The organism is Mesorhizobium sp. B2-1-3 (assembly GCF_006442495.1).
In the GTDB taxonomy this organism is placed as follows: Bacteria; Pseudomonadota; Alphaproteobacteria; order Rhizobiales; family Rhizobiaceae; genus Mesorhizobium.
Genome location: NZ_VFWL01000007.1, coordinates 24,956 through 46,831, shown reverse-complemented (window position 1 = coordinate 46,831; position 21,876 = coordinate 24,956). Strand labels below are relative to the sequence as shown.

Sequence of the window (21,876 nt, the reverse complement as noted above, 5' to 3'; positions counted from 1 at the left end):
ACATTTTACACGGAGCGGCGACGGGCGGGCGGATGTATCTGGTAATGGAGAAGCTTGTCGCCTTCCCGGCGTCATTGTTGAAATTCGCCTTGAGGATCTCGGTCGTCATCGTGTTTTGCGCCGCCTCTGCTTCCGCCGTGCAGGCCAATTCCAGATTTTCAGGCATTGTCATCGATGCCAAGACAGGCAAGACCCTCTACAGAGATCATGCGGACGCTCCGCGCTATCCAGCGTCTCTCACCAAGATGATGACGCTCTACCTCATCTTCGACGCGCTCGAGAGCGGCAGGATCTCGAAAGGCACGGCGATACCGGTGTCGGCCAATGCCGCCAACGAGGCTCCCTCCAAACTCGGACTGAAGCAGGGTCAAACGATCACCGTCGAACAGGTCATATTGGCGCTGGTAACGAAGTCCGCCAACGATGCCGCGACGGCCATTGGCGAGTTCCTCGGCGGGTCGGAGGTCGGCTTTGCACGTCTCATGACGCAAAAAGCACGACAGTTGGGGATGACCTCCACCACGTTCAGGAACGCTAACGGACTGCCCGACACAGCCCAGAAGACCACGGCGCGCGACATGGCACGCCTTGGCCTGGCGCTCAGGGATCATCACCCTGGCTATTATTCCTACTTCAACACCCGATCCTTCAAATACAAAGGTCGGCGCTTCGGCAATCACAACCATCTGCTCGGCCGGGTGAAGGGCGTGGATGGGATCAAAACGGGATACACGAATGCCTCGGGCTTCAACCTGGTTTCTTCCGTCGAGGCGCAGGGCCGCAGTATCGTCGCGGTGGTGATGGGCGGACATACGGTCAGGAGCCGAGATGCACGCATGAAGCGTCTCATCAGCCGCTATCTGGCTAAGGCTTCCAACGGTCCGGACCGGTTCAGGATCGATCGTGGCGGAGAAAGCGCATTGGTCGCCTCCGCGGCTTCGAACGCATCGGTGCCCACTCCGACGTGGAAGCCAGCCCGGGTGGCCGATTCCCGAGCCGCTTTCGCCGCTGAGGCGATGGGCGATGTGTCCAGGGAGCAGGCCTTGTCTGCCGATGCCATCGATCCGATCAGCACCGCTTCCACCCAAGAAGGTCAATGGATCATCCAGATTGGATCGATGCCAAGCAAGGCCGCAGCTCGTGAAATCCTTTCACTCGCGGCTCGCAAAGCGCCAAAACTGCTTTCGAACACTTCTGCTTTTACCGAGGCCTTCGAAAAAGATGGCGATGTGTACTACCGCGCCCGATATGCCGGCTTCGATAACAAGTCGGAAGCGTGGCGCGCTTGCGGGCGACTGGCGCTCAAAAAAATCGATTGCTACGCGCTCACTCGGTAGGTGGGATCGAACGCCCATGCGAACGCTGCAACTCGCCTCTCCCGACGTTGTCTCACCAGGACCACGCGGCAATATCGAAAGATGTCCTCGAGCCCTCTTCAATCCTTCGCATGGGGCTTCGCTGTGAGACGCCGCGGTTGTGCGCCTCGGAGCAACGTCGTCTCGTCGACTTATCAAGACACCGGTTGCGGCTTTTTCGTCACGGGTAGCGTCCTTCGTTGTTGCCTCATCGCTGCACTATGTGTTGCAACTGTCACAAAGGCCGGCCCTCAAGCTGCTGTCAACGGGATTGCCTTGCCCCGCTTCGCGTCGTTGAAGAGTTCTCCTGTGAATATGCGGGTCGGACCGGGCACCCAATATGACGTCGAATGGGTTTATGTCCGGCCCAGGATTCCGCTTGAAATCTACCAGGAATATGGAAACTGGCGGCGCGTGCGAGATTGGCAGGGAACATCCGGCTGGGTCTTCGGTCCGCTTCTTTCGGGGCGAAGGACCGCTGTAACCGCCCCATGGAGCAAGGACAAGATCGCGCTGCGCCGGAAGCCTTCGGTTTCCAGCCTCGTCACCGCCTGGCTGGCGCCGGAAGTAATTGTCGAACTGGTGCGCTGCGACGGGCAATGGTGCAGGGTCGCGGTCAAGTCGCTGGCAGGTTTCGTCAGGCAAACCCGCCTTTGGGGCGTCTATCCTAACGAAACACTCTAACAGCAGCACTCGTCAGAAGGCTGCTGCTGGTCGGCCGGTGATGGCATTTCGCGTCGCCTTCAGCCAAATCAAACCTCGCGAGAAGAACGCCGAGTTGAGGGCGTTCCGCACAACTATGGCTGACATCTGGCCGCCGACAGAGCCCCTCCCACCTGTCGCGAGCCTTCGCGACGGCCTGCCCGACTATTCCGGCGGCCGTCGAGCAATGGACTTCCTCAAGTCAGCCGTCTCCCAACACTACCTCCGCGGGCAGGTTCCAAACGTCATTCGGCAGCTTCGACCGATCTCGATGCCGCCACGATCCGCGCGGCACAATATTTGAACTCGGGGATCTTGCCGTAAGGATCGAGCATAGGATTGGTAAGCATGTTGGCCGGGCTCTCATTAAAGCAGAACGGCATGAACACCATGCCATCGGCGACCTCTCGATCGGCCCGCAGAATGGCTTCGACAATGCCGCGCCGCGTCTCCACGTTGATCACGTCTCCCTGCGCCAGGCCGCGGCGCTTGATCTCGTAGGGATTCATTGCAGCAATGCCGTAGGGCTCGATCGCGTTGAGCACCCCGGCGCGGCGTGTCATGGCGCCCGTGTGCCAGTGCTCCAGCAGGCGCCCGGTGGTTAGCACCAGAGGATATTCGTCGTCGGGCACCTCGTCGGGAGGCAGGAGGTCGGCGGGCACGATGCGCCCGCGGCCATCCGCGGTCGGAAACCCGGTGGTGAAGACGATCTCGTTGCCAGGAACATCAGGACCATCGGCAGGATAGACGACGGACTCCTCGCGTTCGATGCGCTCCCAGGAAATGTGCTTCAGCGACGGCATTACTTGCGCCATTTCGCCGAAGACGTCCGAAACGTGCCCGTAGTTCCAGTCCAGCCCCATGCGTCTGGCAAGCTCGATGATGAGATCGAGATCCTGCCGCGCCTCGCCCGGCAGGTTGACGGCCGGCCGGCCGATCTGCACCTGCCGATTGGTATTGGTGTAAGTGCCGAGCTTCTCAGCATGCGCGGAGGCAGGGAGCACCACGTCGGCATGCCACGCTGTTTCGGTCAGGAAGATGTCCTGAACAACCAGATGCTCTAGCTTGGCGAGTGCGGCGCGCGCATGGCTCTGGTCCGGATCGGACATGGCCGGGTTCTCGCCCATGATGTACATGCCCCGGATCTCGCCGTCATGGATCGCGTCGACGATCTCGACGACGGTCAAGCCGCGTTTGGGGTCGAGCGTCTGGCCCCAGAAATTCTCGTACTGGCCGCGGATATCGGCATTCTCCACCGATTTGTAGTCGGGGAAATACATCGGGATGAGGCCCGCGTCCGAGGCGCCCTGGACATTGTTCTGGCCGCGCAGCGGATGCAGGCCTGTGCCGGCGCGCCCGACATGCCCCGTGATCAGCGCCAGCGCGATCAGGCAGCGCGAATTGTCCGTGCCGTGGGTGTGCTGCGAAATGCCCATGCCCCAAAAAATCATCGAGCGCTCCGCCTTGGCATAGGTGCGCGCCACCTCGCGCAGTACACCGGCCTCGATGCCGCAGACGGGAGCCATCGCCTCGGGCGAAAAATCCTTCACCTTGGCCTTCAATGCCTCGAAGCCGGAGACATTGGCCTGGATGTACTGCTCGTCATAGAGCCTCTCTTCTATGATGACGTGCAGCAGCGCGTTGAGCATCGCCACGTCGCTGCCCGGCTTGAAGCGCAGCGCATAGCTGGCGTGGCGCATCAGTTCCTGGCCGCGCGGATCCATCACGATCAGCTTGGTGCCGCGCTTTGCCGCTTGCTTGAAATAGGTGGCGGCCACTGGATGGTTTGTCGCCGGCCGCGCCCCGATGATGATCACGCATTCGGCCTTCATGGCGTCCATGAAAGGCGCCGAGACCGCGCCAGAGCCGACGCCCTCCATCAGAGCGGCCACGGAAGAGGCGTGGCAGAGCCGGGTGCAGTGGTCGATATTGTTGGTGCCGAAACCCTGCCGGACGAATTTCTGGAAGAGATAGGCCTCCTCATTCGACCCCTTTGCCGAGCCGAAGCCAGCCAGCGCCTTGCCACCATGCTGGTCGCGGATGCGTTTCAGCCCGCTGGCAGCGCGCTCCAGCGCCTCTTCCCAGCTGGCCTCGCGGAACACTGTCAGCGGGTCGACACTGCGCAGATCAATGTCGCCGGCCTTCGGCGCGTCGTCGCGACGGATCAGCGGCTTCGTCAGCCGTTCGGGCGACATCACATAGTCGAAGCCAAAGCGCCCCTTGACGCAGAGCCGGTTCTCGTTCGCCGGACCGTTACGGCCGTCAACCTGGACGATTTTATTGTCCTTGACAGCGACCTGCGTCTGGCAGCCAACGCCGCAAAACGGGCAAACCGTATCGACGACCTTGTCGAACGCCTGGACGACACGCGTCTTGCCGGTCTCGTCCATCAGCGATTTCTCGTAGAGCGCACCAGTAGGGCAAGCCTGGACGCATTCGCCACAGGTGACGCAGGTCGACAGGCCCATCGGATCGTGCATATCGAAGACAGGAATCGAGTGATTGCCGCGCTCGGCCATGCCGATCACGTCGTTGACCTGCACCTCGCGGCAGGCGCGCACGCAAGCGCCGCAGGTGATGCACGCGTCGAGATTGACGGCAATCGCCGGATTGGTGATGTCGAATTCTGGCGCTAGCCCCTCCTCGGTGAACTTGGAACGGTATCGGCTGCCCGAAATCCCCATCGAACCGGCCCATTGCCAGAATGCCGACTGGTTGTCTGGACCGTCGCTCGCCGGTCGCATGTTGCTTGCGAGGAGCTCGAATACCATCTCGCGCGATTTGCGGGCGCGTTCGGTATCGGTTTTCACGACCATGCCGGCGGAAGGCTGGCGAACGCAGGAGGCAGCCAGCACGCGCTCGCCTTCGATGTCGACCATGCAGGCGCGGCAATTGCCGTCGGGACGATAGCCCGGCATGTCGACATGGCACAGATGCGGAATCTTTGTTCCCTGGCGCTTGGCGATATCCCAGATAGTCTCGCCGGGGGCGGCGCTCACGGTTTGCCCATCGAGGGTGAATACCACGCTCTCGGCCATCAGAGGTCACTCCGGAAATGCGTCAGCAGATGATTGATCGGGTTGGGCGCCGCCTGGCCCAGGCCGCAGATCGACGAATCGCGCATCACCGCTTCGAGGTCGCGAATCTTGTCTTCCGGCATCGGGCCCTGTTCCTGCAAGATGGCCACCAACTTTTCGGTTCCCTCGCGACAAGGCGTGCACTTCCCGCAGCTCTCATGTTTGAAGAATTTCATGAGGTTGAGCGTGACCTGCTTTATATTGTCGGCCTGCGAGAACACGACTATAGCATGGGAGCCGACGAAGGCGCCCTGCTTGGCCAGATCGCCGCCGAAATCGAGCGGAATGTCCCCCAGTGCTGCTGGCAGGATGCCGCCTGAGGCGCCGCCCGGCAAATAGGCCTTGAACTCATGACCGTCCGCCATGCCGCCGCAATAGTCGTCGATCAATTCGCGCACCGTGACGCCGGCCGGCGCCAGCTTGACGCCGGGATTTTTCACCCGGCCGGATACGGACCATGAGCGGATGCCGGGGTGGCCGGGCCTGCCCTGCGCAGCGAACCATTGCGCGCCCTTTTCGACGATGTCGCGGATCCACCAGAGCGTCTCGACATTATGGTTGAGGGTCGGTCGTCCGAACAGGCCGACCTCGGCGATGTAGGGGGGGCGGTGGCGCGGCATGCCGCGCTTGCCCTCGATGCTTTCCAGCATCGCACTCTCCTCGCCGCAGATATACGCGCCAGCGCCGCGGCGGAGCTCGATGAAGCCCGGCTTGACGATGCCGGTGGCCTCGAGCGCGGCGATCTCCTGACGAAGAATGGCGAGCACCGCAGGGTATTCGTCACGCATGTAAAGATAGATCCGTTCCGCCTCGACGGCGTGCGCCGCGATCAATGCACCCTCAAAGGCACGGTGCGGATCTCGCTCGAGATAGATGCGGTCCTTGAAGGTGCCGGGCTCACCCTCGTCGCCATTGATCGACATCAGACGCGGGCCCGGATAGGAGCGCACGAACTGCCACTTCTTGCCAGCGGGAAAACCCGCACCGCCCAGACCCCTCAAGCCCGCATCGCCCACGGTGGCGATGAGCTCGTCCGTGGTCAGCGCCCCAATCCGTACCCGCTGCAAAAGCTGGTAGCCGCCCGCCTGCCGATACGCCTCCAGCCCGACATAATCGGGCACGTTCACACCGGTCTCCGCTGCCGCGGCCATGCGCCTCAGGCCCTCGGCGGTTGCCTGGTCGACCTCGCGATCACCGATACGCGCGGCAGGCGCGCCAGCGCAACGGCCCATGCAGGGCGCGCGCATGACCCTGATCGCCGCTGGATCGGCGCCCGCTTGCAATTCAGCCAGGAGCGTGTCGGCGCCCGCCAGCATGCAACTCACTGAATCGCACACGCGGATTGTCAACGGCGCCGGCGGCGTCTCGCCTTCCTTCACAACGTCGAAATGGTCGTAGAAGGTCGCCACCTCGTAGACCTCGGCCTGCGACAAGCGCATATCTTGCGCCAGCGCCCGCAAATGCCGCGCCGACAGGCAGCCATATCGGTCCTGGATCAGATGAAGGAATTCGATCAGCAAGTCGCGCCGTCGCTGGCGCGCGCCCAGGAGCGCCTGGACCTCGGCGAGCGCGGCGTCATCCAGCGGCCTGCCCTTTGGTCCGCGATCACGCGGCCGTCGTTCCTGGATCGTCATGTGCTCACCTCCCCGAGTGAAACGCCCTTACCTCTTAACGATACCCCGCGGACCAGGATGTCGACTATGAGGCACGACATGTCCCCTGCACGACCAGCGCAAGCATTGCCTCGCAAATCTTGGGGCCGCCGCCGACGGGGTGCAACTCGTCACATCGTCGCGGGCTGCGTCTTTTCGATCATGAACACGACGCGATCGCCGTCGCGTTCCGTCGCTTCAAGTCGCTCGCCCATCTCGTTGAGCAGATTGGGGATATCGATGACCGCCAGCGGGTCCGTGCAGTGAACCTCGAGCCGCTCGCCTGGCTTCAAGGCTTTCAGCGCCTTACGAGTCTTCAATGCTGGCAAAGGGCACTTAAGCCCGGTCAGATCCAACTTCGTCGTGGTTATCATGGTCGGCATGATGCCCGACGGGACCTGGCCGCGTCAATCGAGCCTGGGTTGCGGCTCTCGTTTCGAGGACGCGATCCGACGGCGCTCACATAAGACTGGAATAGGGGAGGAACTGGACCGTGTGACCTGGCTCGACACGGACTATCTCCTCTCCCAACTCGACGAGACCGTCGGTCGCGACCAGGGATGATAACAGTCCTGCGCCTTCCCTGGGAAACTTCGTCGCTTCGTAGCATCCATCCGCGGCCGCGCGTACGCTTGCTCGCACATACTCCCGCCGTCCCTGCTTTTTGCTATAGGAAAAGGCGGCCCGCATAGCGATCGGGGTCGGCGGTGGCTGGAGGGCTCCCGCAAGGGCGAGGATTGCCGGGCGGGCAATATGCGCGAAGGTGACGAAGCTCGCCACCGGATTGCCAGGAAGTCCGATCAGCGGGGTTCCATCGATCACCCCCATGGCGACCGGCCGGCCCGGCTTGATCGCGACGCGCCAGAACACCAGGGTTCCGGCACTCTCGACGGCGGCCTTCACGCAATCTGCCTCGCCCGTCGACACACCGCCCGAAGTCAGGATCAGGTCATGGCTTAATGCCGCTTCGCTCAGCTTTTCAGCGATCAGTCTGCTGTCATCCACGAGGATACCGAGATCGGTGATGTCGCAGCAGAGTCGAGCGAGCATCGCCGTCAGCATGAAACGGTTGGAGTCGAAAAGCTGCGCCGGTCCGCGCATGTCTCCCGGCGCGACGATTTCGTCCCCGGTCGAGAACACTGCGACGCGTATCCTGCGCCTAACCTGGAGTTCCGTGAACCCCAATGCGGCGGCGAGCGCGATATCTTGCGGCCGCATCCGATGGCCCGCCGGGAGGACGGCCTCGCCCAATGCGACATCTTCACCCGCAGGGCGCACATTGGCACCCTTTTTCAGGCCGGGCGGGAGAAGGATCCTGCCGGAGCCGTCGATGCTCACGTCTTCCTGCATGAACACCGTGTCGACCCCGTCGGGCATTGGAGCGCCAGTGAAGATGCGTACCGTCTGGCCCGGCCGCACAGGTTCATTCGCCGCCATGCCGGCCTGAACCCTCCCGGCAACGGCGAACGCCGTCTCGACGGTCTGCGGCAGGTCTGCCCCTCGCACGGCGTAGCCGTCGACCGCGGAATTGGTGAAGGGCGGCAGCGGCAGCGATGCCACCATCTTTTTTGCCAGGACGCGCCCATCCGCCAGCAAGAGCGGGACCGTCTCGACCTCCTCTACGGCGCTGAGTTTCGAGGCGATCAGCGCGGCAGTCTCGTCGATGGGCCGCATCTGTCCGCCGAAAGCGAAGCAGTCATCCGAGATTTGCGCCATTTATATTCCCACTCTACGAGCGTGTCGGCTTCTTCGTAATCGCATCAATCCGGCTTTTTTTAATCAGCTTCGGTTGAACAGCCTGTAAGATACGGCAAGCTAGCGCAGGCGCGAGCCAGAATACGACGTCAGGAGACTGCGATGCCTTTGATGCTACGCCAACCGGAACACGCTATCATCACACCCGATCCGCAAGACCAACGGCTGACGGAGCTGGTTGCGGGCATCGACCATACAGGCGCGGCGGTAGAGGTCCGCGTACCGATCGAACGTGCCCTGACGCTCTATCTCAACGCTCAGGAGATCGTCACGATGATGACGGTCAACGACTATCCTGAATATCTTGCGCTCGGCTATCTGCTGAACCAGAACATGCTTCTGCCCACCGATGTGGTGACGGACGTCGAGTATGACGAGGACCTCCAGGTCGTGGTCGTTCGCACCGAGCGCAACACCGACTACGAGCAGAAGCTCAGAAAGCGAACGCAGACTTCGGGTTGCGCCCAAGGCACTGCCTTTGGCGACGTGCTGGAGGCGATCGAGGACATCACGCTCCCGCCCGCTGAGCTTCGCACCTCCTGGCTCTACGAGCTGACGCACAAAATCAACACCACGCCGTCGCTCTATCTGGAGGCAGGCGCGATCCATGGCTGCGTCCTTTGCAGGAAGGGCACGCCAATCTGCTATATGGAAGACGTCGGCCGCCATAACGCTGTCGACAAGATCGCCGGCTGGATGTACCGCCACGCCATCGATCCGGGGGACAAGATCATGTACACGACCGGGCGGCTGACCTCCGAGATGACGATCAAGACGGTTCGGATGGGCATTCCCATCCTGGTTTCGCGTTCCGGCTTCACCGCCTGGGGTGTGGCGCTGGCCCGCCAAGTGGGGCTGACGCTGGTCGGCCGGGCGCGCGGCAAGCGCTTCACCGCACTTTCGGGCCAGGAGCGGATCGTCTTCGACCAGGATATCGCTTCGGTCGATGAGGAAGCGCCGCGCCACCGCCGCAAGGGTGCCGAGCATGACGACTGAGCGGCCCATGACGCTGGGCGTCGTGCTCGCCGGCGGTCTGGGTCGGCGCATGGGCGGCGGGGACAAGCCGACGCGCGTGATCGGCGGACGCACGATGCTCGAGCATGTCATCGAACGGCTAGGACCTCAATGCGACGGGCTCGTGCTTAATGCCAATGGCGACCCCGTTCGCTTTGCCCGTTTTGGCCTGCCAGTCGTTGCCGACACGATCGAGGATTATCCTGGGCCGCTCGCCGGCATGCTCGCCGCGCTCGATTGGACGGCGGACAACAGGCCCGACGTCGAGTGGGTGGTCAGCGCCGCCGGTGATTGTCCTTTCCTGCCGCGCGACCTCGTTGCACGCCTCCAGCGGGCGCGCATGACCGAGGGGGCGGATTTGGCGGTGGCGGCGTCCGGCGGTCAGGCGCATCCGGTCATCGGGCTCTGGAAAGTCGCCCTGCGGGACGAATTGCGGCATGCGTTGACCAACGAGGGCCTGCGCAAGATCGACCGGTGGACCAGTCGCTACGGCCTTGCCACCGTATCCTGGCCGGTAGAGCCGGTGGACCCGTTCTTCAACGCCAACACAGTCGATGACCTCGCCGAAGCCGAGCGGCTGGCCGCGTTGCTTGCCGCTAACCCGGCCGGCTGAACCCCGCGCGCTCCAGCGCCGAATGCACCTCGTCGGCCTGGAGGACTTCGAGGAACGCGTGCACCGCGGGCCGATCCTTTCGCGCGCAAACCAGCGCGAAGTCGTAGTGCTCTTCGGTCAACGGGATAAGACCGAGCCCGGCCGCACGCGCGACCGGCGCGATGGTGACGCCCCAGTCAGCGCGCTTCTGCGCTACCGCCGCGGCCACGGCATTGTGTGTGCGCGGCTGGTTCCAGTAGCCGTCCGGGCGTTCCGCGCCGAGGAGTTGGTCGATCAGGATACGCGTTCCCGAGCCTTGGTTGCGGTTGACCATCATGCAATCGGGGTCGGCGAGCGCGGCACGGACCGCGTCCTCCGCGCCGAGGCCCTCGAAGCGCTCGTCCCCTCGGCGGAACACCAAACCTTGCATGCGCCGCCAGCCTGGCACGAGTTCGAGACCGTCACCGAGGAAGGGCGCGTTGTAGTTCCGCGTCTTCGGGTCGAAGAGATGGATGGGAGCGAGATCGCACTCGCCGCGCTTGGCCGCCGCAAGACCGCCCAGGCTTCCCACAGACAGCGAGCGCACCGAAATCCCGCGACGCGAAAGTTCGCCAACGACCAGATCGAGGCCGACACAATGACTGCCGATGACGACGAGGTCGGGAACGCGGACCCGCGGCGTGAACAGCGTCACCGCTACGTCGGCACCGGCAGGCACGTGATCGGCCAGGGCCTCGATGCGGATGAAGCCATCCGCCTGGGTAAAGGATGTTATCGCTCCCGAGCCCTTACCAGTCGGATAGGCCGTCAATCCTCCCTGCCCTTGCACAAGGGAGACCATCGCGAATTCGGTCCGTCCGAGTTCTGAAGGAACCCGCAACGGAAGGCTTACGGTGATCTGAGCATCGACGCGCGGCGGCAGCCCCGCCATGCGCCGCAGGGCGGGTACCACCATGTCATGGAAGGTGAACATGGCCGAGGTCGGAAATCCCGGCAGGACGATGACCGGCTTGCCCCCGCACACCGCCAGGCAAAGCGGCTTTCCGGGCTTCAGCGCCACGCCGTGGGCGATGATGCCGGGTTTGCCCAGTCGGCCGATAATGCGATGCGTGACATCCCCTGCCCCTTTGGACGTGCCGCCCGACAGGATCATTACGTCGTGGGCGGCGAGCGCCTCGCGCATAGCCGTCTCAAGCGTTGCCTCGTCGTCCGGGAAGGCGCCGAGAAAATGCGCTTCGCCGCCATTTTCAGTGACAGCCGCAGCGATGATCGGCCCGTTGGCATCATAGATGCCGGCCGCCCGCAGCGGCTCGCCTGGCTGAACGAGTTCATCGCCAGTGGAGAGCACAGCCACGCTTGGCCTGCGCGCCACGGCCACTTGTGCGATTCCGCACGCGGCGAGCATGCCGATTTCGCGCGAGCCGATTTGCGTTCCGGTGCGCAGCACGACCTCTCCTCGCGCCATGTCGGATCCTGCATTGGAGACAAACTGGCCGGGCGAGATGCCGCGCCCCACCTCGATGGCACTCAACCCCACCGGATGCGTATGCTCCACCATGACGATGGCGTCCGCGCCACGCGGCAGCGGCCCGCCGGTTGCGATGGGCGTGGCGGTTCCGGTCAGAACGGGGAGTTGCGGAACCGTGCCGCAGGCAATCGCTTCCGCATTCAGCTCAAGCCGAACGGGACGGATTTCAGAGGCGGCAGCCAGATCGGCCGCACGTACCGCGAAGCCATCGACATTGGAGCGGTCGAAGGGCGGCACGTCGACCGGTGCCGCCACGTCCTCGGCAAGAACCAGCCCGAGCGCGTCGGCCAGCGTCCGCGTCTCGGTCGGCAACGGGCGGGGAAACAGCGCTGCCTCGAAGCGAGCCAGCGCAGCTTCGCGCGACAATATCGTCAGGAACTGCTCCTGCCCGCTGTTCTGCCGGGCCGATGATGGAGAATTCGTCATAGCGGCTCACTCGATCAAAAGTTGCGGAGCGGAAAGGCGGAGACGGGCGTACCGGCGGCATACCCTTCGCTATCGCCCGGGACCGCAAGCCAGGCGTCGGCAAGCCGCATGGCGTCCAGCGAAAAGTCGCCGACGGCGAGCGGCGTCCACATCTCCCGTTCCTTCCCGAGCAGAACGAGCTCGTAAAGTCCGACCGCGGATGAGATTTTCCGCGAGAGCGGCAAAATGATGCCGGACCGTTCAGATCTGCCCGACAGGCGGTCCAGGACTGGCTGGACAAGCGCAAGGAACCCGGCGAAGGCTTGGTGCGGCGATCCGGCCAATGCGACCACCGGTGTCTTGCCGAGCCGGCCTATTGCCGTTGTCCCTCCGGGCCGTAAGGCAATGCCGTGCCCAATCAACACCCCGCGCCGCGCCAGAGCCTCGGCGGTCACGTCGGCGTGGCCGTCACCAGTACCGCCGATCAGGAGCAGAAAATCGCAGGCCTCGCCATCAAGAGCGACAATGATCGATGCCGCGTCGCGCTCTACGGTCTCTATACCGACGATCGAAACGCCCGAGGCACTCAGGCTCTCGACCACGAGCCGCATGGAGAATGTCTCGTGGCTGTCGGCAGCGACATCGATCACGCGCACGCGCGGGCTCCGTATGGCAAGCTGGCTCAGCCCCACTTTGCGGGCGACCAGCAGGTCGGCGACGCCGATCGCCTTTCCCTCAAGCATTGGCGGGCGGGCCGCCGCCAAATCCTCGCCCGCCCGGCGCACACCATGACCGGGCACGGCTTCAGCTGCTGCTTGGATCATCGGTCCACTGCAATCGACGAGGCCGGCCTGCAGCACACAGTCGCGATCTTCAGGCATGGCCTCACCCGTCTCGACCCAGATCGGCGCGACCGGCAAAACTAAGGGCGAATAGGCTGATGCCCCCACGAGGTCGAGGGCGCGACACGCCCAGCCGTCAATGGCAGCGATATCTCGCACAGGCTGAGCCGGCACGACAGGCGGCATCCCGGCAGCGACATAGCCCAAGGCTTGTTCAAGCGGCACCAAGCGGGGGGTGACGGGCATTACACCATCGAGCAGCGCGTCGAGCGCCGCTTCCAGGAGAGTCAGCGGGCCCGTCGAAGAAAACGTTCTCGTCATGGCGCGATATTGAAGCAGACGCGAGCCTGTTTGCAACCAGCTTCAGGAACGCCCGCGCTGCGCGTTCGGGAAGAAGAGCTGCTGGCCGTCGATCTTGTACTCTCCGATCGCCTTCTGGCCTTCCGGAGAAATCAGCCAATCGATGAAGCGCTGGCCGGCCTCCACTTTGACGCTTGGATGCTTGTGAGGATTCACCAGCATCACGCCGTACTGATTGAACAGCCGCTTGTCACCCTCGACGGCGATGTCCAACTCGCCACGATTCTTGAACGACAGCCAGGTGCCACGATCGGAAAGCGTATAGGCGTTCATGGCTGCCGCGGCGTTGAGCGCCGCCCCCATGCCCTGCCCGATCTCCTTGTACCACGGGCCCCTGGCCGCCTCGATGTCGATGCCGGCCGTCTTCCACAGACCCAATTCGGCCGAATGGGTGCCGGACCTGTCACCACGCGACACGAAGGCCGCCTTCTTGGCTTTGATGGCGATCAGCGCGGCTGCGATGTCCTTGGTCCCGCTGACGCCCGCCGGGTCGCTCTTGGGGCCAACGAGGACGAAGTCGTTGTACATCACGTCGAAGCGCTTCACCCCGAAGCCTTCCTCGATGAACTTCTCCTCCTGCGCCTTGGCATGGACGAAGACCACGTCGGCATCGCCACGCCGACCGGTGTCGAGCGCCTGACCGGTGCCCTGAGCGACAATCTTCACGCCGATGCCGGTTTTCTTCTCGAACAGCGGCAGGATGTGATCGAACAGGCCGGAATCCTGGGTCGAGGTCGTCGACGCCACGACGATCGACTGGTCCTGGGCAGGCGCGCCGCCTGCTAGCATCAGAAGCACCACAAGCGCAGAGAATATTCGGCGGGTCAGCATCTCAATCTCGGTCCAGTTGATCAAAGCACGAGCTCGCCGCGCACGAAGGCAGCGGCTTGCGGGGTCGCGGGGCGGTCAAGGAAGTCGTCGGCGTCGGCATGCTCGCAAACGCGCCCCCGGAGCAGAAAGACGACGTCTGCCGCGATCCTGCGCACTTGGCCGAGATGGTGCGACGCCATGATGATCTTCGTGCCCGATTGGGCAGCCGTGATGATGATCTGCTCGACAAAACGCGTCGCCGCCGGATCGAGGCTGGCTGTCGGCTCGTCGAGCAGCAGGATTTCGGGCTGGCGCGCCAGGGCCCGGGCGAGGGCCAGCCGCTGCTGCTCGCCACCGGAGAGATGCCGTGCCGGACGTGCCGCGAGATCGAGAAGACCGACGCGCTCGAGCAGTTCCTCCACGCGCGGGGCCCGGAGCCGACGCGGACAGCCGGCTTGAGCCAGTGCATAGGCGACATTCGCGGCCGTCGAGCGGCGCAGCATCACCGGCTTCTGGAACAGGATTGCACGCCGTGTCGGCGGGGAAAACGTTCGTCCCCCCCAAGTCAGGGTTCCAGCAGAAGGTGCAACAAGCCCCATGCAGAGCCGCAGCAGGGAGGTTTTGCCCGACCCGTTCGGGCCGACGACCAGAGTCGGCGCGCGCGGCCCGATTGTCAGGTTCACCCGGTCCAGGATGGTCGTCGCACCGGCGACCAGCGACACGTCATCGAAGACAAGTGGAAGATCGCTCTGAGCAGCCCGCATCCCTAGCCAGCCCGTTGCTCGGACCAAACTCGCACGCCCCAGGCGGCGGCGTTGATCAGCAAGATGAGGAAAATCAGCATCAGGCCGAGCCCCATGGCGAGCGGCAGATTTCCCTTCGAGGTTTCAAGTGCGATTGCCGTCGTCATGGTGCGGGTGAAGCCATCAATGTTGCCGCCGACGATCATCACGGTGCCGACCTCGGCCGCCGCCCTGCCGAAACCCGCGAGCAGAGCCGTGACGAGGCTGAAGCGGCCGTCCCACAAAAGCGTGGCGACCAGGCTCGCCGGCCCGACCTGCATCGCAGTCAGTTCCTCACGGTACTCGCGCCACAGATCCTCGACCGTCTGGCGAGTCAGCGCGGCAATGATGGGCAGCACCAATAGCGCCTGTGCGATGACCATCGCGGCGGGTGTGAACAAGAGGCCGAATTCACCCAGCGGCCCGGATCGCGATAGCAGCAGATAGACCGTCAGCCCGACCACCACCGGCGGCAGGCCCATGAAACCGTTCAGCAGCACGACGATCGCCGAACGACCGGGAAAGCGCGCCAGCGCGATAATTGCGCCCAGCGGAAGGCCGGCGATCATGGCGATCGCGACAGCCGAAAGGCTCACGGCGAGCGACAGGCGCACGATGGCAAACAGCGTGGCGTCGCCGCTCGCGATCAGTTGCCATGCGCTTAGCCCTTCCGACATTGCTCCTCGCAGTCCTGTCCCGTGTCAATGTCCTGCAACTCCTCCGTCACTGTCAAATCCTTGAACCTGAACAGGAATATGCATATCAATGCAGGATGGATTTGCTGACGACGTCCGAAGCCGCCGACTATCTGCGCATTGGTGAGCGCAAGCTTTATGAGCTGATTGCGGAGGAGCGTGTCCCGTGCAGCAAGGTGGCGGGCAAGTGGCTGTTTCCACGGCATGAACTCGACCGCTGGGTCATGTCGGGGTTGGTCCGGCCCGCAGGAATGACCCAATCCGAGCCGCCGCCGATCGTCGGTGGCAGCCAGGACGACCTGCTCGAATGGGCTCTCCGCCAGTCAGGCTCCGGCCTGGCCTTTCTGACGGAAGGCACGGAAGCCGGCGTGACACGCCTGCTACGCGGCGAGGTGTCCGTCGCCGCGATCCATTTCCACTGCCACGACCCGGACCCGAATGTCGCCGCGATTGCGACCAGGCCGCGGCTTTATGATGCGGTGCTGGTCGGATTCGCCCGCCGCGAGCAAGGCCTGCTGCTCGCGCCAGGCAATCCAAAATCGCTCAACAACCTGACCGACGTACTTGCGACCGGCGCACGCATCGCGGTTCGTCAACGCGGCGCAGGCGCGGACATGCTGCTCACGCAATTGCTGGCGGACTCCGGCGCGAAACAGGACGACGTCAACCGATTGGAGCCGCCCTGCCTGACCGGACCCGATCTCGCGGCTGCCGTGCGCATTGGTAGGGCCGATTGCGGAATTGCCACGCGCGCGGCCGCCCGCGCCGCTGGCCTCGATTTCGTTCCATTGGCCTGGGAAAGCTTCGATCTCCTGATGCGGCAGCGGACCTACTTCCAGCAACCGATCCAGGCGCTCCTGCGTTTGCTAGGGCAGGAAATCTTCGCCAGCCGCGCCGCCGAGCTTGGCGGATACGATCCATCGCCGGCCGGGCAGATACGGTTCTTCAAATAGCAGCCGACCCCGATCAAGCCGCAGCTCTCATCCAAGATCGATCTCGCCCTCGACGACATGGCGCAAGCCTGCCGGCTCCGAGGTGATGACGGCCCTCACGGTCAGTCGGCCCTGTCCTTTCAGGCCCTTCTCCGCCACGGCTTTCTCGATTGCCTGCTGCGAAGTCACGCCGACCTGCTTCAGGAACTTGCGCATGGAGACGTTGAAGGGATCGGTTTCCATATTCTGGGTCATATGATTGCCTCGAACGGTGTGGACGATATGGCCGGCCCCGCAAGCTTGGTGCCCGCAACGGCGGCGCTGCGCTAACGGAGCACGGAATGGCCCGGGGTGCAACGAGGACGACGCCCGCACTATGTCTGACGCGGTCCGTTCCTCTGTGGCGTAACAACGCGTGGTGCCGAGATCCCTGGTCATGCCGGAGCGCCGCGGGCGATTGCCGTGACGGCCGATGGGTAAACGGCGATCACCGGTGGTTTCGCAGCAAGTGGCAACTGATGAAGGGCATGATGGGATAGGCCGTTTTTCGCCCGTCAGCGCGCCCTAAGCAATCCTGGTGCCACTACGAGCATCGAACAGATGCACCTTGGATACCATGATCTCCAACCCAACCTCTTGATCAAGTTTGAAGGGCGGCTGATCCCGTACCTCGGCCACGAGGTCGACTCCACCTGCACTTAATGTAAGCTCCTGGGCCTCACCGGTCGGCTCGACCACTTGCACCCTCGCCTGAGAGTGGTCGCCACCAACCGAAATGTGCTGCGGACGAATCCCATAAACTACCCCATCCTTGTCGCCCATCCGAGCATCCGCCGGCAAGGGTAAGCGCAAGCCCTGATCGGCGACGAATGCGCCGTTGTCGATGCGGCCCTCGATCAGGTTCATTTCCGGCGAGCCGATAAAGCTTGCGACGAACAGATTGACTGGGTTCTCGTAGAGCTCGGAGGGGCGGCCGATCTGTTCGATCCGGCCTTTGTTCAACACCACGATGCGGTCGGCGAGCGTCATCGCCTCGGTCTGGTCATGCGTGACATAGATGCTTGTTCGGCCGAGCCGTTGGTGAAGCTTCTTGATTTCGGCGCGCATCTTGACACGCAACTTGGCATCGAGGTTGCTGAGCGGCTCATCAAACAGGAAAGCGGCTGGATCGCGTACGATGGCGCGGCCCATGGCGACACGTTGGCGCTGGCCGCCGGACAATTGCCGCGGCATGCGGCCAAGCAGATCCTGCAGGCCAAGGATTTCGGCCGCCGCCTTGACCCTCGAGACAATCTCTTCCCTAGGGACCTTCGCCAGTCGAAGCGCGAAGCAACGACAATGGTGGCCCCGGAGGGTCAACGTTTTCTAGAGGAAGTCAACAAATTAGCGGACGGTTCGGCAACCCGTTTCTTTCATATTCTCTGGTACGGTCTGGAGAACCTAGGGACCGGGAGGAGCACTAGTTTTTAATGCGCGTGGTATCTCTGTCTTATCCCGCAATGGGCTCGATGCATGTTGACCCAGGGCATGAGCCCGACTGGTTAGGAGGCCAATAGCGGACGCGCGACTCCGAAGATATAAAAACCATAGGCCAACGTTATCCTGCGGTCCAACTCGAGGCGTAACACCCAAGTGACAACTACTCGTTTCCTTAGTATCTGGCGATCGCTCTCCGGTGTCGGCATGGCCCTCGGCATGCTGTTCTTCGCGGCCGCCCTGACGCCGACGCTCGTTCCCCGCACCGACCTGACGCAAGGCGTACTGGCGGGCGCGTGCTTCGCCATCGGCTACAGCCTTGGCGTCGCCTTGCGGTGGCTGTGGAAATATCTCGAGATTCCGGAACTGCCGCCACGGCCGCGTTTGCTGTCCAAGGCGATTATCCTGGTCCCGTGCCTCGGCCTTGCCGTTGTGGCACTGTGGCGATCCGGCGCGTGGCAGAACTCCATCCGCGCGGTGATGGGCATGCCGGCTGTCGATGGCGCTCATCCCCTCAATGTCTGCGCCCTGGCCATTTGCACCTTCATCGTCGTGCTCGCGCTGGCGCGCCTTGTCGCTTGGCTGGTGCGCGCCATCGCCGGGGCACTGAGACGCTACATACCCCGGCGCCTGGCGAATGTCGCCGGCGCCGCTGTCGCCGTGCTGCTCATCTGGTTGCTGGTGAGCGACGTTGCGATCCGCGCGATCTTCGGCGCGCTCGATTCCTCGTTCGCCAAGTTCGACGCACTCATGGAACCGGAGCGCCAGCAGCCGAGCGAACCCTCCAGGACCGGAAGCCCCGCCTCGCTGGTCAGGTGGGACGAGCTCGGCCGCGCCGGCCGCGAGTTCATCGCGGACGGTCCCGCCGCCGCCGAGATAGGGACCTTCACCGGCCGGCCGGCGCAACAGCCGGTCCGGGTCTATGTCGGACTGGGAGCGGCGGACAGTGCGCAGCCCCGCGCGAAACTCGCGCTGGAGGAGCTGAAGCGGGCGGGCGGCTTCAGCAAATCCACGCTTGTGGTCATCACGCCGACCGGCACCGGATGGATCGATCCGGCCTCGATGGATGCGCTCGAATATCTGTGCCGCGGCGATGTCGCCAGCGTCGCCGCGCAATATTCCTATCTGAGCAGTCCGCTGTCGCTGCTGGCGCAGCCGGAATACGGCGCCGAGACGGCCCGGGCGCTGTTCCTCGAAATCTACGGCTACTGGACCACCCTGCCGAAGCAGTGGCGGCCGAGGCTTTACCTGCACGGGCTCAGCCTTGGCGCCATGAACTCCGAAAGATCGGCCGGGCTGTTCGAGATCTTCGGCGACCCGATCAGCGGCGCACTCTGGAGCGGCCCGCCCTTCGAAAGCCGCATCTGGCGCTCGGTGAGCGATACGCGCAACAACGGCTCGCCGCAGTGGCTGCCGATCTTCCGCAATAGCAGCCTGGTCCGGTTCATGAACCAAAGCGGCCCGGCGGTGGCGCCCGACACGCCCTGGGGCCCGCTGAGGATCGTCTACCTGCAATATGCCAGCGACCCGATCGTATTCTTCGATTATCGCGACGCCTACCGGCAGCCGGATTGGATGAAGGCGCCGCGCGGGCCGGACGTCTCGCCGCAACTGAGCTGGTACCCGGTGGTGACCATGCTGCAGCTCGGTCTCGATATGGCCGTGGCGACAACCACGCCGATCGGCTACGGCCATGTCTACGCGCCGCAGGACTATGTGGAAGCCTGGAGTGCGGTGTTGGGCGTGAAGGACTGGTCGCGACAGGACCTCGCCGCCCTCAAAACCCATCTTGCCAGCAAGGTTGCAGCACAGGCCGACAGAGGCGGCTAGCTGGGGCTTCAGGGCACGGCCGAAATCAGCAGGAACATGGCGAATATGCCGAGATGGACCACTCCCTGGAGTCTCGTCGTGCGGCCCGTGCCGAGCGTGGGCGTGCTGACGAACATGGTGAGCAGAAGAAACACCGCGAGCCCCGACATCCGTTCAGGCTCATGATGCAGTCGATTTGCCACTGACGTAAATGGCGGAAAACGGCAGCGGGCGTAGGGAGCCCGCTGCCGCCAGGAGCGAGGCACGACGACGGACTGACGTGCTCGGCTCCTTGTTCCCGCAGCGGCTTGGCGGCAGACATCGCCGCGGGAAATTGCTGGATGTTCGCGGCTATCGCGGCGGCAGCATTTGGGGCGGGCGCCCTGAAACCAACAGGCTCCAGGCCGCCTTCTGTCAGGCCTTGCCCACGGGCAGCGCGACGAACCGGCTCGAGTCGTCGCGGGTGATCTGCATCAGTACGGCCTTGCGGCCAGCCTTGGCTGCATCGGCCATGGCCTTGGAGACGTCATCAGTGGTGTTCACCTTGGTCGAACTGACGGCGGTGATGACATCGCCCGGCTGGATGCCACGATCGGCCGCATCGCTATTGGGATCCACATCGGTGACGACCAGTCCTTTGCCATCGTCTGACTTGGCGATGGTCAGGCCAAGATCGGCCAATGCGTCGGCCTTGGCAGGCGCGACCTGCTTGCCGTCATCGCCGGAGGCCTGTTTGTCGCTGGACGGCAGTGTGCCGAGATCGACCTTGATCGTCTGGCTTTTGCCATTACGCAATACGGTAAGATCGACCGACTTGCCCGGCGCATAGGCGCCGATCGTGCGGGCGAGGTCTTTGGGCGAATCGACATCCTTGCCGTCGACCTGGGTGATGACGTCACCGGCGGCAATGCCTGCCTTGTTGCTGGGACCAGCGTCCTGGGCGTTCGAGACCAGTGTGCCCTTGTCGGATTTCAGACCAAGGGATTCAGCAATTTCAGCGGTGACCGGCTGGATCTGGACGCCGAGCCAACCTCGCTTGATGGAGCCTTCCTTCATCAGGTCTTCCACGACCTGCTTGGCGGTCGAGGCCGGGATGTCGAAACCAATGCCGACACTGCCGCCCGACGGCGAGAAGATGGCTGTGTTGATACCGATCACCTGGCCATTGAGATTGAAAGTCGGGCCCCCCGAATTGCCATGATTGACCGGAGCATCGATCTGGATGAAGTCGTCATAGGGGCCGGCGCCGATATCGCGGCCCCGAGCGGATACAATGCCGGAAGTGACGGTGCCGCCGAGGCCGAACGGGTTGCCGACTGCCACCACCCAATCACCGATGCGGATCTTGGAGTCGTCGGCGAAGTCGACATAGGTGAACTTGCCGCCGCCATCGACCTTCAGCACAGCCAGGTCCGTCCGCGGATCGGTGCCGACCAGCTTGGCGTCGAGTTCCTTACCGTCACTGGTGACGATGGTGAAGGACGAGCCTTCCGAGACGACGTGATTGTTGGTGACGAGATATCCGTCCTCCGAGATGAAGAAGCCTGAACCCTGTGCCACCGGGCGCGGCTTGCCGTCACCATGTTTGAAGCCGCCCTGCTGCCGGTTGTCGGGCAGGTTCTCGAAACCATCCTGATCGTCGGAACCGTCGTCGGCGACCGGCTGGACCGTGGACTTGACCTTGACGCTGACGACCGCCGGCGAAACCTGCTCGACGACATCGGCGAAGCTCGGCATCTGCGGCGCCTGGACATGCACCGCGTCGGCCAGCACGGGGGCAGTGCCGGAAACAACAGCTCCGACGCCTACAGCGCCTACAGCGCTCAGCGACACTACAGCCGCCGCCAGGCGCCGACGAGTTCCGGAATACGAATTGGGGACAATATTCATGGGGTTCCATCCTTTTGAGTGAGATGCACTGAGCATCCTTGGCCAGGATGGTTAGAAGAACCTACATTACGGCATCATTGCCATATCATGAAAGTTTTGTCATTTTCATTCCATAGTATTTATAAAGACGATATGTATAGTTATTTTCACTAATATTGCAAATTTGTAACTTGCACGTTCGATTATTATTCAATTCTGTG

18 protein-coding genes and 2 pseudogenes are annotated in these 21,876 nt (G+C 63.3%); 6 read left to right on the top strand and 14 right to left on the bottom strand.

Annotation, left to right across the window (positions count from 1 at the left end):
* Positions 1–44 precede the first annotated feature (44 nt).
* Complete coding sequence (locus FJ973_RS13760; RefSeq protein WP_140556235.1) at positions 45–1,337, top strand: D-alanyl-D-alanine carboxypeptidase family protein; 1,293 nt, start codon at positions 45–47, stop codon at positions 1,335–1,337.
* A 327-nt stretch (positions 1,338–1,664) separates the two neighbouring features.
* Positions 1,665–2,039, top strand: a complete 375-nt coding sequence (locus FJ973_RS31395; RefSeq protein ID WP_281405485.1) for an SH3 domain-containing protein — start codon at positions 1,665–1,667, stop codon at positions 2,037–2,039.
* 263 nt (positions 2,040–2,302) lie between these two features.
* Here FJ973_RS31395 and fdhF read toward each other — a convergent pair whose 3' ends face one another.
* The 4 genes from fdhF to glp form a co-directional block, all read right to left on the bottom strand.
* The gene (gene fdhF, locus FJ973_RS13750) at positions 2,303–5,095 is read right to left on the bottom strand and encodes a formate dehydrogenase subunit alpha (protein WP_140556232.1); all 2,793 of its coding nucleotides are present in this window, start codon (positions 5,093–5,095) and stop codon (positions 2,303–2,305) included.
* Entirely contained in the window at positions 5,095–6,768 is a 1,674-nt protein-coding gene (locus tag FJ973_RS13745; protein WP_140556230.1) for an NAD(P)H-dependent oxidoreductase subunit E, read from the bottom strand. Before FJ973_RS13745 ends, fdhF begins: the two co-directional genes overlap by 1 nt.
* A 149-nt stretch (positions 6,769–6,917) precedes the next feature.
* On the bottom strand, positions 6,918–7,160 hold the full coding sequence (locus tag FJ973_RS13740; RefSeq protein ID WP_140517500.1) for a sulfurtransferase TusA family protein: 243 nt from the start codon (positions 7,158–7,160) through the stop codon (positions 6,918–6,920).
* Between the two features lie 85 nt (positions 7,161–7,245).
* Positions 7,246–8,502, bottom strand: coding sequence for a gephyrin-like molybdotransferase Glp (gene glp, locus FJ973_RS13735; RefSeq protein ID WP_140556228.1), 1,257 nt, complete (start codon positions 8,500–8,502; stop codon positions 7,246–7,248).
* A 150-nt stretch (positions 8,503–8,652) separates the two neighbouring features.
* Here glp and FJ973_RS13730 point away from each other — a divergent pair, with 150 nt between their 5' ends.
* Complete coding sequence (locus FJ973_RS13730) at positions 8,653–9,537, top strand: formate dehydrogenase accessory sulfurtransferase FdhD (protein WP_140556454.1); 885 nt, start codon at positions 8,653–8,655, stop codon at positions 9,535–9,537.
* Positions 9,527–10,168: a molybdenum cofactor guanylyltransferase MobA gene (mobA, locus tag FJ973_RS13725; RefSeq protein ID WP_181168609.1), complete on the top strand. Its 642-nt coding sequence runs from the start codon at positions 9,527–9,529 to the stop codon at positions 10,166–10,168. The genes FJ973_RS13730 and mobA overlap by 11 nt, the downstream gene beginning before the upstream one ends.
* Here the strand turns inward: mobA and FJ973_RS13720 are convergent.
* The 5 genes from FJ973_RS13720 to FJ973_RS13700 form a co-directional block, all read right to left on the bottom strand.
* Positions 10,152–12,101, bottom strand: a complete 1,950-nt coding sequence (locus tag FJ973_RS13720; protein WP_140556227.1) for a molybdopterin biosynthesis protein — start codon at positions 12,099–12,101, stop codon at positions 10,152–10,154. The two genes, mobA and FJ973_RS13720, sit on opposite strands and share 17 nt — an antisense overlap.
* A 14-nt stretch (positions 12,102–12,115) precedes the next feature.
* On the bottom strand, positions 12,116–13,279 hold the full coding sequence (locus FJ973_RS13715) for a molybdopterin-binding protein (RefSeq protein WP_348641798.1): 1,164 nt from the start codon (positions 13,277–13,279) through the stop codon (positions 12,116–12,118).
* A gap of 6 nt (positions 13,280–13,285) precedes the next feature.
* Positions 13,286–14,071, bottom strand: coding sequence for an extracellular solute-binding protein (locus tag FJ973_RS13710; RefSeq protein ID WP_224519050.1), 786 nt, complete (start codon positions 14,069–14,071; stop codon positions 13,286–13,288).
* A 62-nt stretch (positions 14,072–14,133) separates the two neighbouring features.
* Complete coding sequence (locus FJ973_RS13705; protein ID WP_140517407.1) at positions 14,134–14,856, bottom strand: ATP-binding cassette domain-containing protein; 723 nt, start codon at positions 14,854–14,856, stop codon at positions 14,134–14,136.
* Between the two features lie 2 nt (positions 14,857–14,858).
* Complete coding sequence (locus FJ973_RS13700) at positions 14,859–15,551, bottom strand: ABC transporter permease (protein WP_140556225.1); 693 nt, start codon at positions 15,549–15,551, stop codon at positions 14,859–14,861.
* A gap of 95 nt (positions 15,552–15,646) precedes the next feature.
* On the opposite strand from FJ973_RS13700, the gene FJ973_RS13695 reads away from it, so the two are divergent.
* Positions 15,647–16,522: a helix-turn-helix transcriptional regulator gene (locus FJ973_RS13695; protein WP_140556223.1), complete on the top strand. Its 876-nt coding sequence runs from the start codon at positions 15,647–15,649 to the stop codon at positions 16,520–16,522.
* A gap of 27 nt (positions 16,523–16,549) precedes the next feature.
* Here the strand turns inward: FJ973_RS13695 and FJ973_RS13690 are convergent, their stop codons facing one another.
* The 3 genes and pseudogenes from FJ973_RS13690 to FJ973_RS31760 form a co-directional block, all read right to left on the bottom strand.
* Positions 16,550–16,756: a DUF6494 family protein gene (locus tag FJ973_RS13690; RefSeq protein WP_140499366.1), complete on the bottom strand. Its 207-nt coding sequence runs from the start codon at positions 16,754–16,756 to the stop codon at positions 16,550–16,552.
* A gap of 309 nt (positions 16,757–17,065) precedes the next feature.
* Positions 17,066–17,608 (bottom strand): TOBE domain-containing protein, encoded by a 543-nt coding sequence (locus tag FJ973_RS13685; RefSeq protein WP_281406010.1) that lies wholly within the window; start codon positions 17,606–17,608, stop codon positions 17,066–17,068.
* A gap of 90 nt (positions 17,609–17,698) precedes the next feature.
* Positions 17,699–17,860 (bottom strand): annotated as a pseudogene (locus FJ973_RS31760) (sugar ABC transporter ATP-binding protein); the annotation flags it as partial.
* Between the two features lie 324 nt (positions 17,861–18,184).
* Between FJ973_RS31760 and FJ973_RS13680 the strand changes: the two are divergent.
* A complete protein-coding gene (locus FJ973_RS13680) occupies positions 18,185–19,807 on the top strand; it encodes an alpha/beta-hydrolase family protein (RefSeq protein WP_140556451.1) in 1,623 nt (540 codons plus the stop codon).
* An 8-nt stretch (positions 19,808–19,815) separates the two neighbouring features.
* Here FJ973_RS13680 and FJ973_RS13675 read toward each other — a convergent pair.
* Both FJ973_RS13675 and FJ973_RS13670 read right to left on the bottom strand, forming a co-directional pair.
* A pseudogene (locus FJ973_RS13675) lies at positions 19,816–19,941 on the bottom strand (ionic transporter y4hA); the annotation flags it as partial.
* 259 nt (positions 19,942–20,200) lie between these two features.
* Entirely contained in the window at positions 20,201–21,676 is a 1,476-nt protein-coding gene (locus FJ973_RS13670) for a Do family serine endopeptidase (RefSeq protein WP_140556221.1), read from the bottom strand.
* Positions 21,677–21,876 lie beyond the last annotated feature (200 nt).

What these genes read in the sequence shown, in the direction of transcription:
- FJ973_RS13760 (WP_140556235.1), top strand. Translation starts at nt 45, where the DNA reads ATGGAGAAGCTTGTCGCCTTCCCGGCGTCATTGTTGAAATTCGCCTTG.
- fdhF (WP_140556232.1), bottom strand. Translation starts at nt 5,095, where the DNA reads ATGGCCGAGAGCGTGGTATTCACCCTCGATGGGCAAACCGTGAGCGCC.
- FJ973_RS13745 (WP_140556230.1), bottom strand. Translation starts at nt 6,768, where the DNA reads ATGACGATCCAGGAACGACGGCCGCGTGATCGCGGACCAAAGGGCAGG.
- FJ973_RS13740 (WP_140517500.1), bottom strand. Translation starts at nt 7,160, where the DNA reads ATGATAACCACGACGAAGTTGGATCTGACCGGGCTTAAGTGCCCTTTG.
- glp (WP_140556228.1), bottom strand. Translation starts at nt 8,502, where the DNA reads ATGGCGCAAATCTCGGATGACTGCTTCGCTTTCGGCGGACAGATGCGG.
- FJ973_RS13730 (WP_140556454.1), top strand. Translation starts at nt 8,653, where the DNA reads ATGCTACGCCAACCGGAACACGCTATCATCACACCCGATCCGCAAGAC.
- mobA (WP_181168609.1), top strand. Translation starts at nt 9,527, where the DNA reads ATGACGACTGAGCGGCCCATGACGCTGGGCGTCGTGCTCGCCGGCGGT.
- FJ973_RS13720 (WP_140556227.1), bottom strand. Translation starts at nt 12,101, where the DNA reads ATGACGAATTCTCCATCATCGGCCCGGCAGAACAGCGGGCAGGAGCAG.
- FJ973_RS13710 (WP_224519050.1), bottom strand. Translation starts at nt 14,071, where the DNA reads ATGCTAGCAGGCGGCGCGCCTGCCCAGGACCAGTCGATCGTCGTGGCG.
- FJ973_RS13705 (WP_140517407.1), bottom strand. Translation starts at nt 14,856, where the DNA reads ATGCGGGCTGCTCAGAGCGATCTTCCACTTGTCTTCGATGACGTGTCG.
- FJ973_RS13700 (WP_140556225.1), bottom strand. Translation starts at nt 15,551, where the DNA reads ATGTCGGAAGGGCTAAGCGCATGGCAACTGATCGCGAGCGGCGACGCC.
- FJ973_RS13695 (WP_140556223.1), top strand. Translation starts at nt 15,647, where the DNA reads ATGGATTTGCTGACGACGTCCGAAGCCGCCGACTATCTGCGCATTGGT.
- FJ973_RS13690 (WP_140499366.1), bottom strand. Translation starts at nt 16,756, where the DNA reads ATGACCCAGAATATGGAAACCGATCCCTTCAACGTCTCCATGCGCAAG.
- FJ973_RS13685 (WP_281406010.1), bottom strand. Translation starts at nt 17,608, where the DNA reads ATGCGCGCCGAAATCAAGAAGCTTCACCAACGGCTCGGCCGAACAAGC.
- FJ973_RS13680 (WP_140556451.1), top strand. Translation starts at nt 18,185, where the DNA reads ATGGCCCTCGGCATGCTGTTCTTCGCGGCCGCCCTGACGCCGACGCTC.
- FJ973_RS13670 (WP_140556221.1), bottom strand. Translation starts at nt 21,676, where the DNA reads ATGAATATTGTCCCCAATTCGTATTCCGGAACTCGTCGGCGCCTGGCG.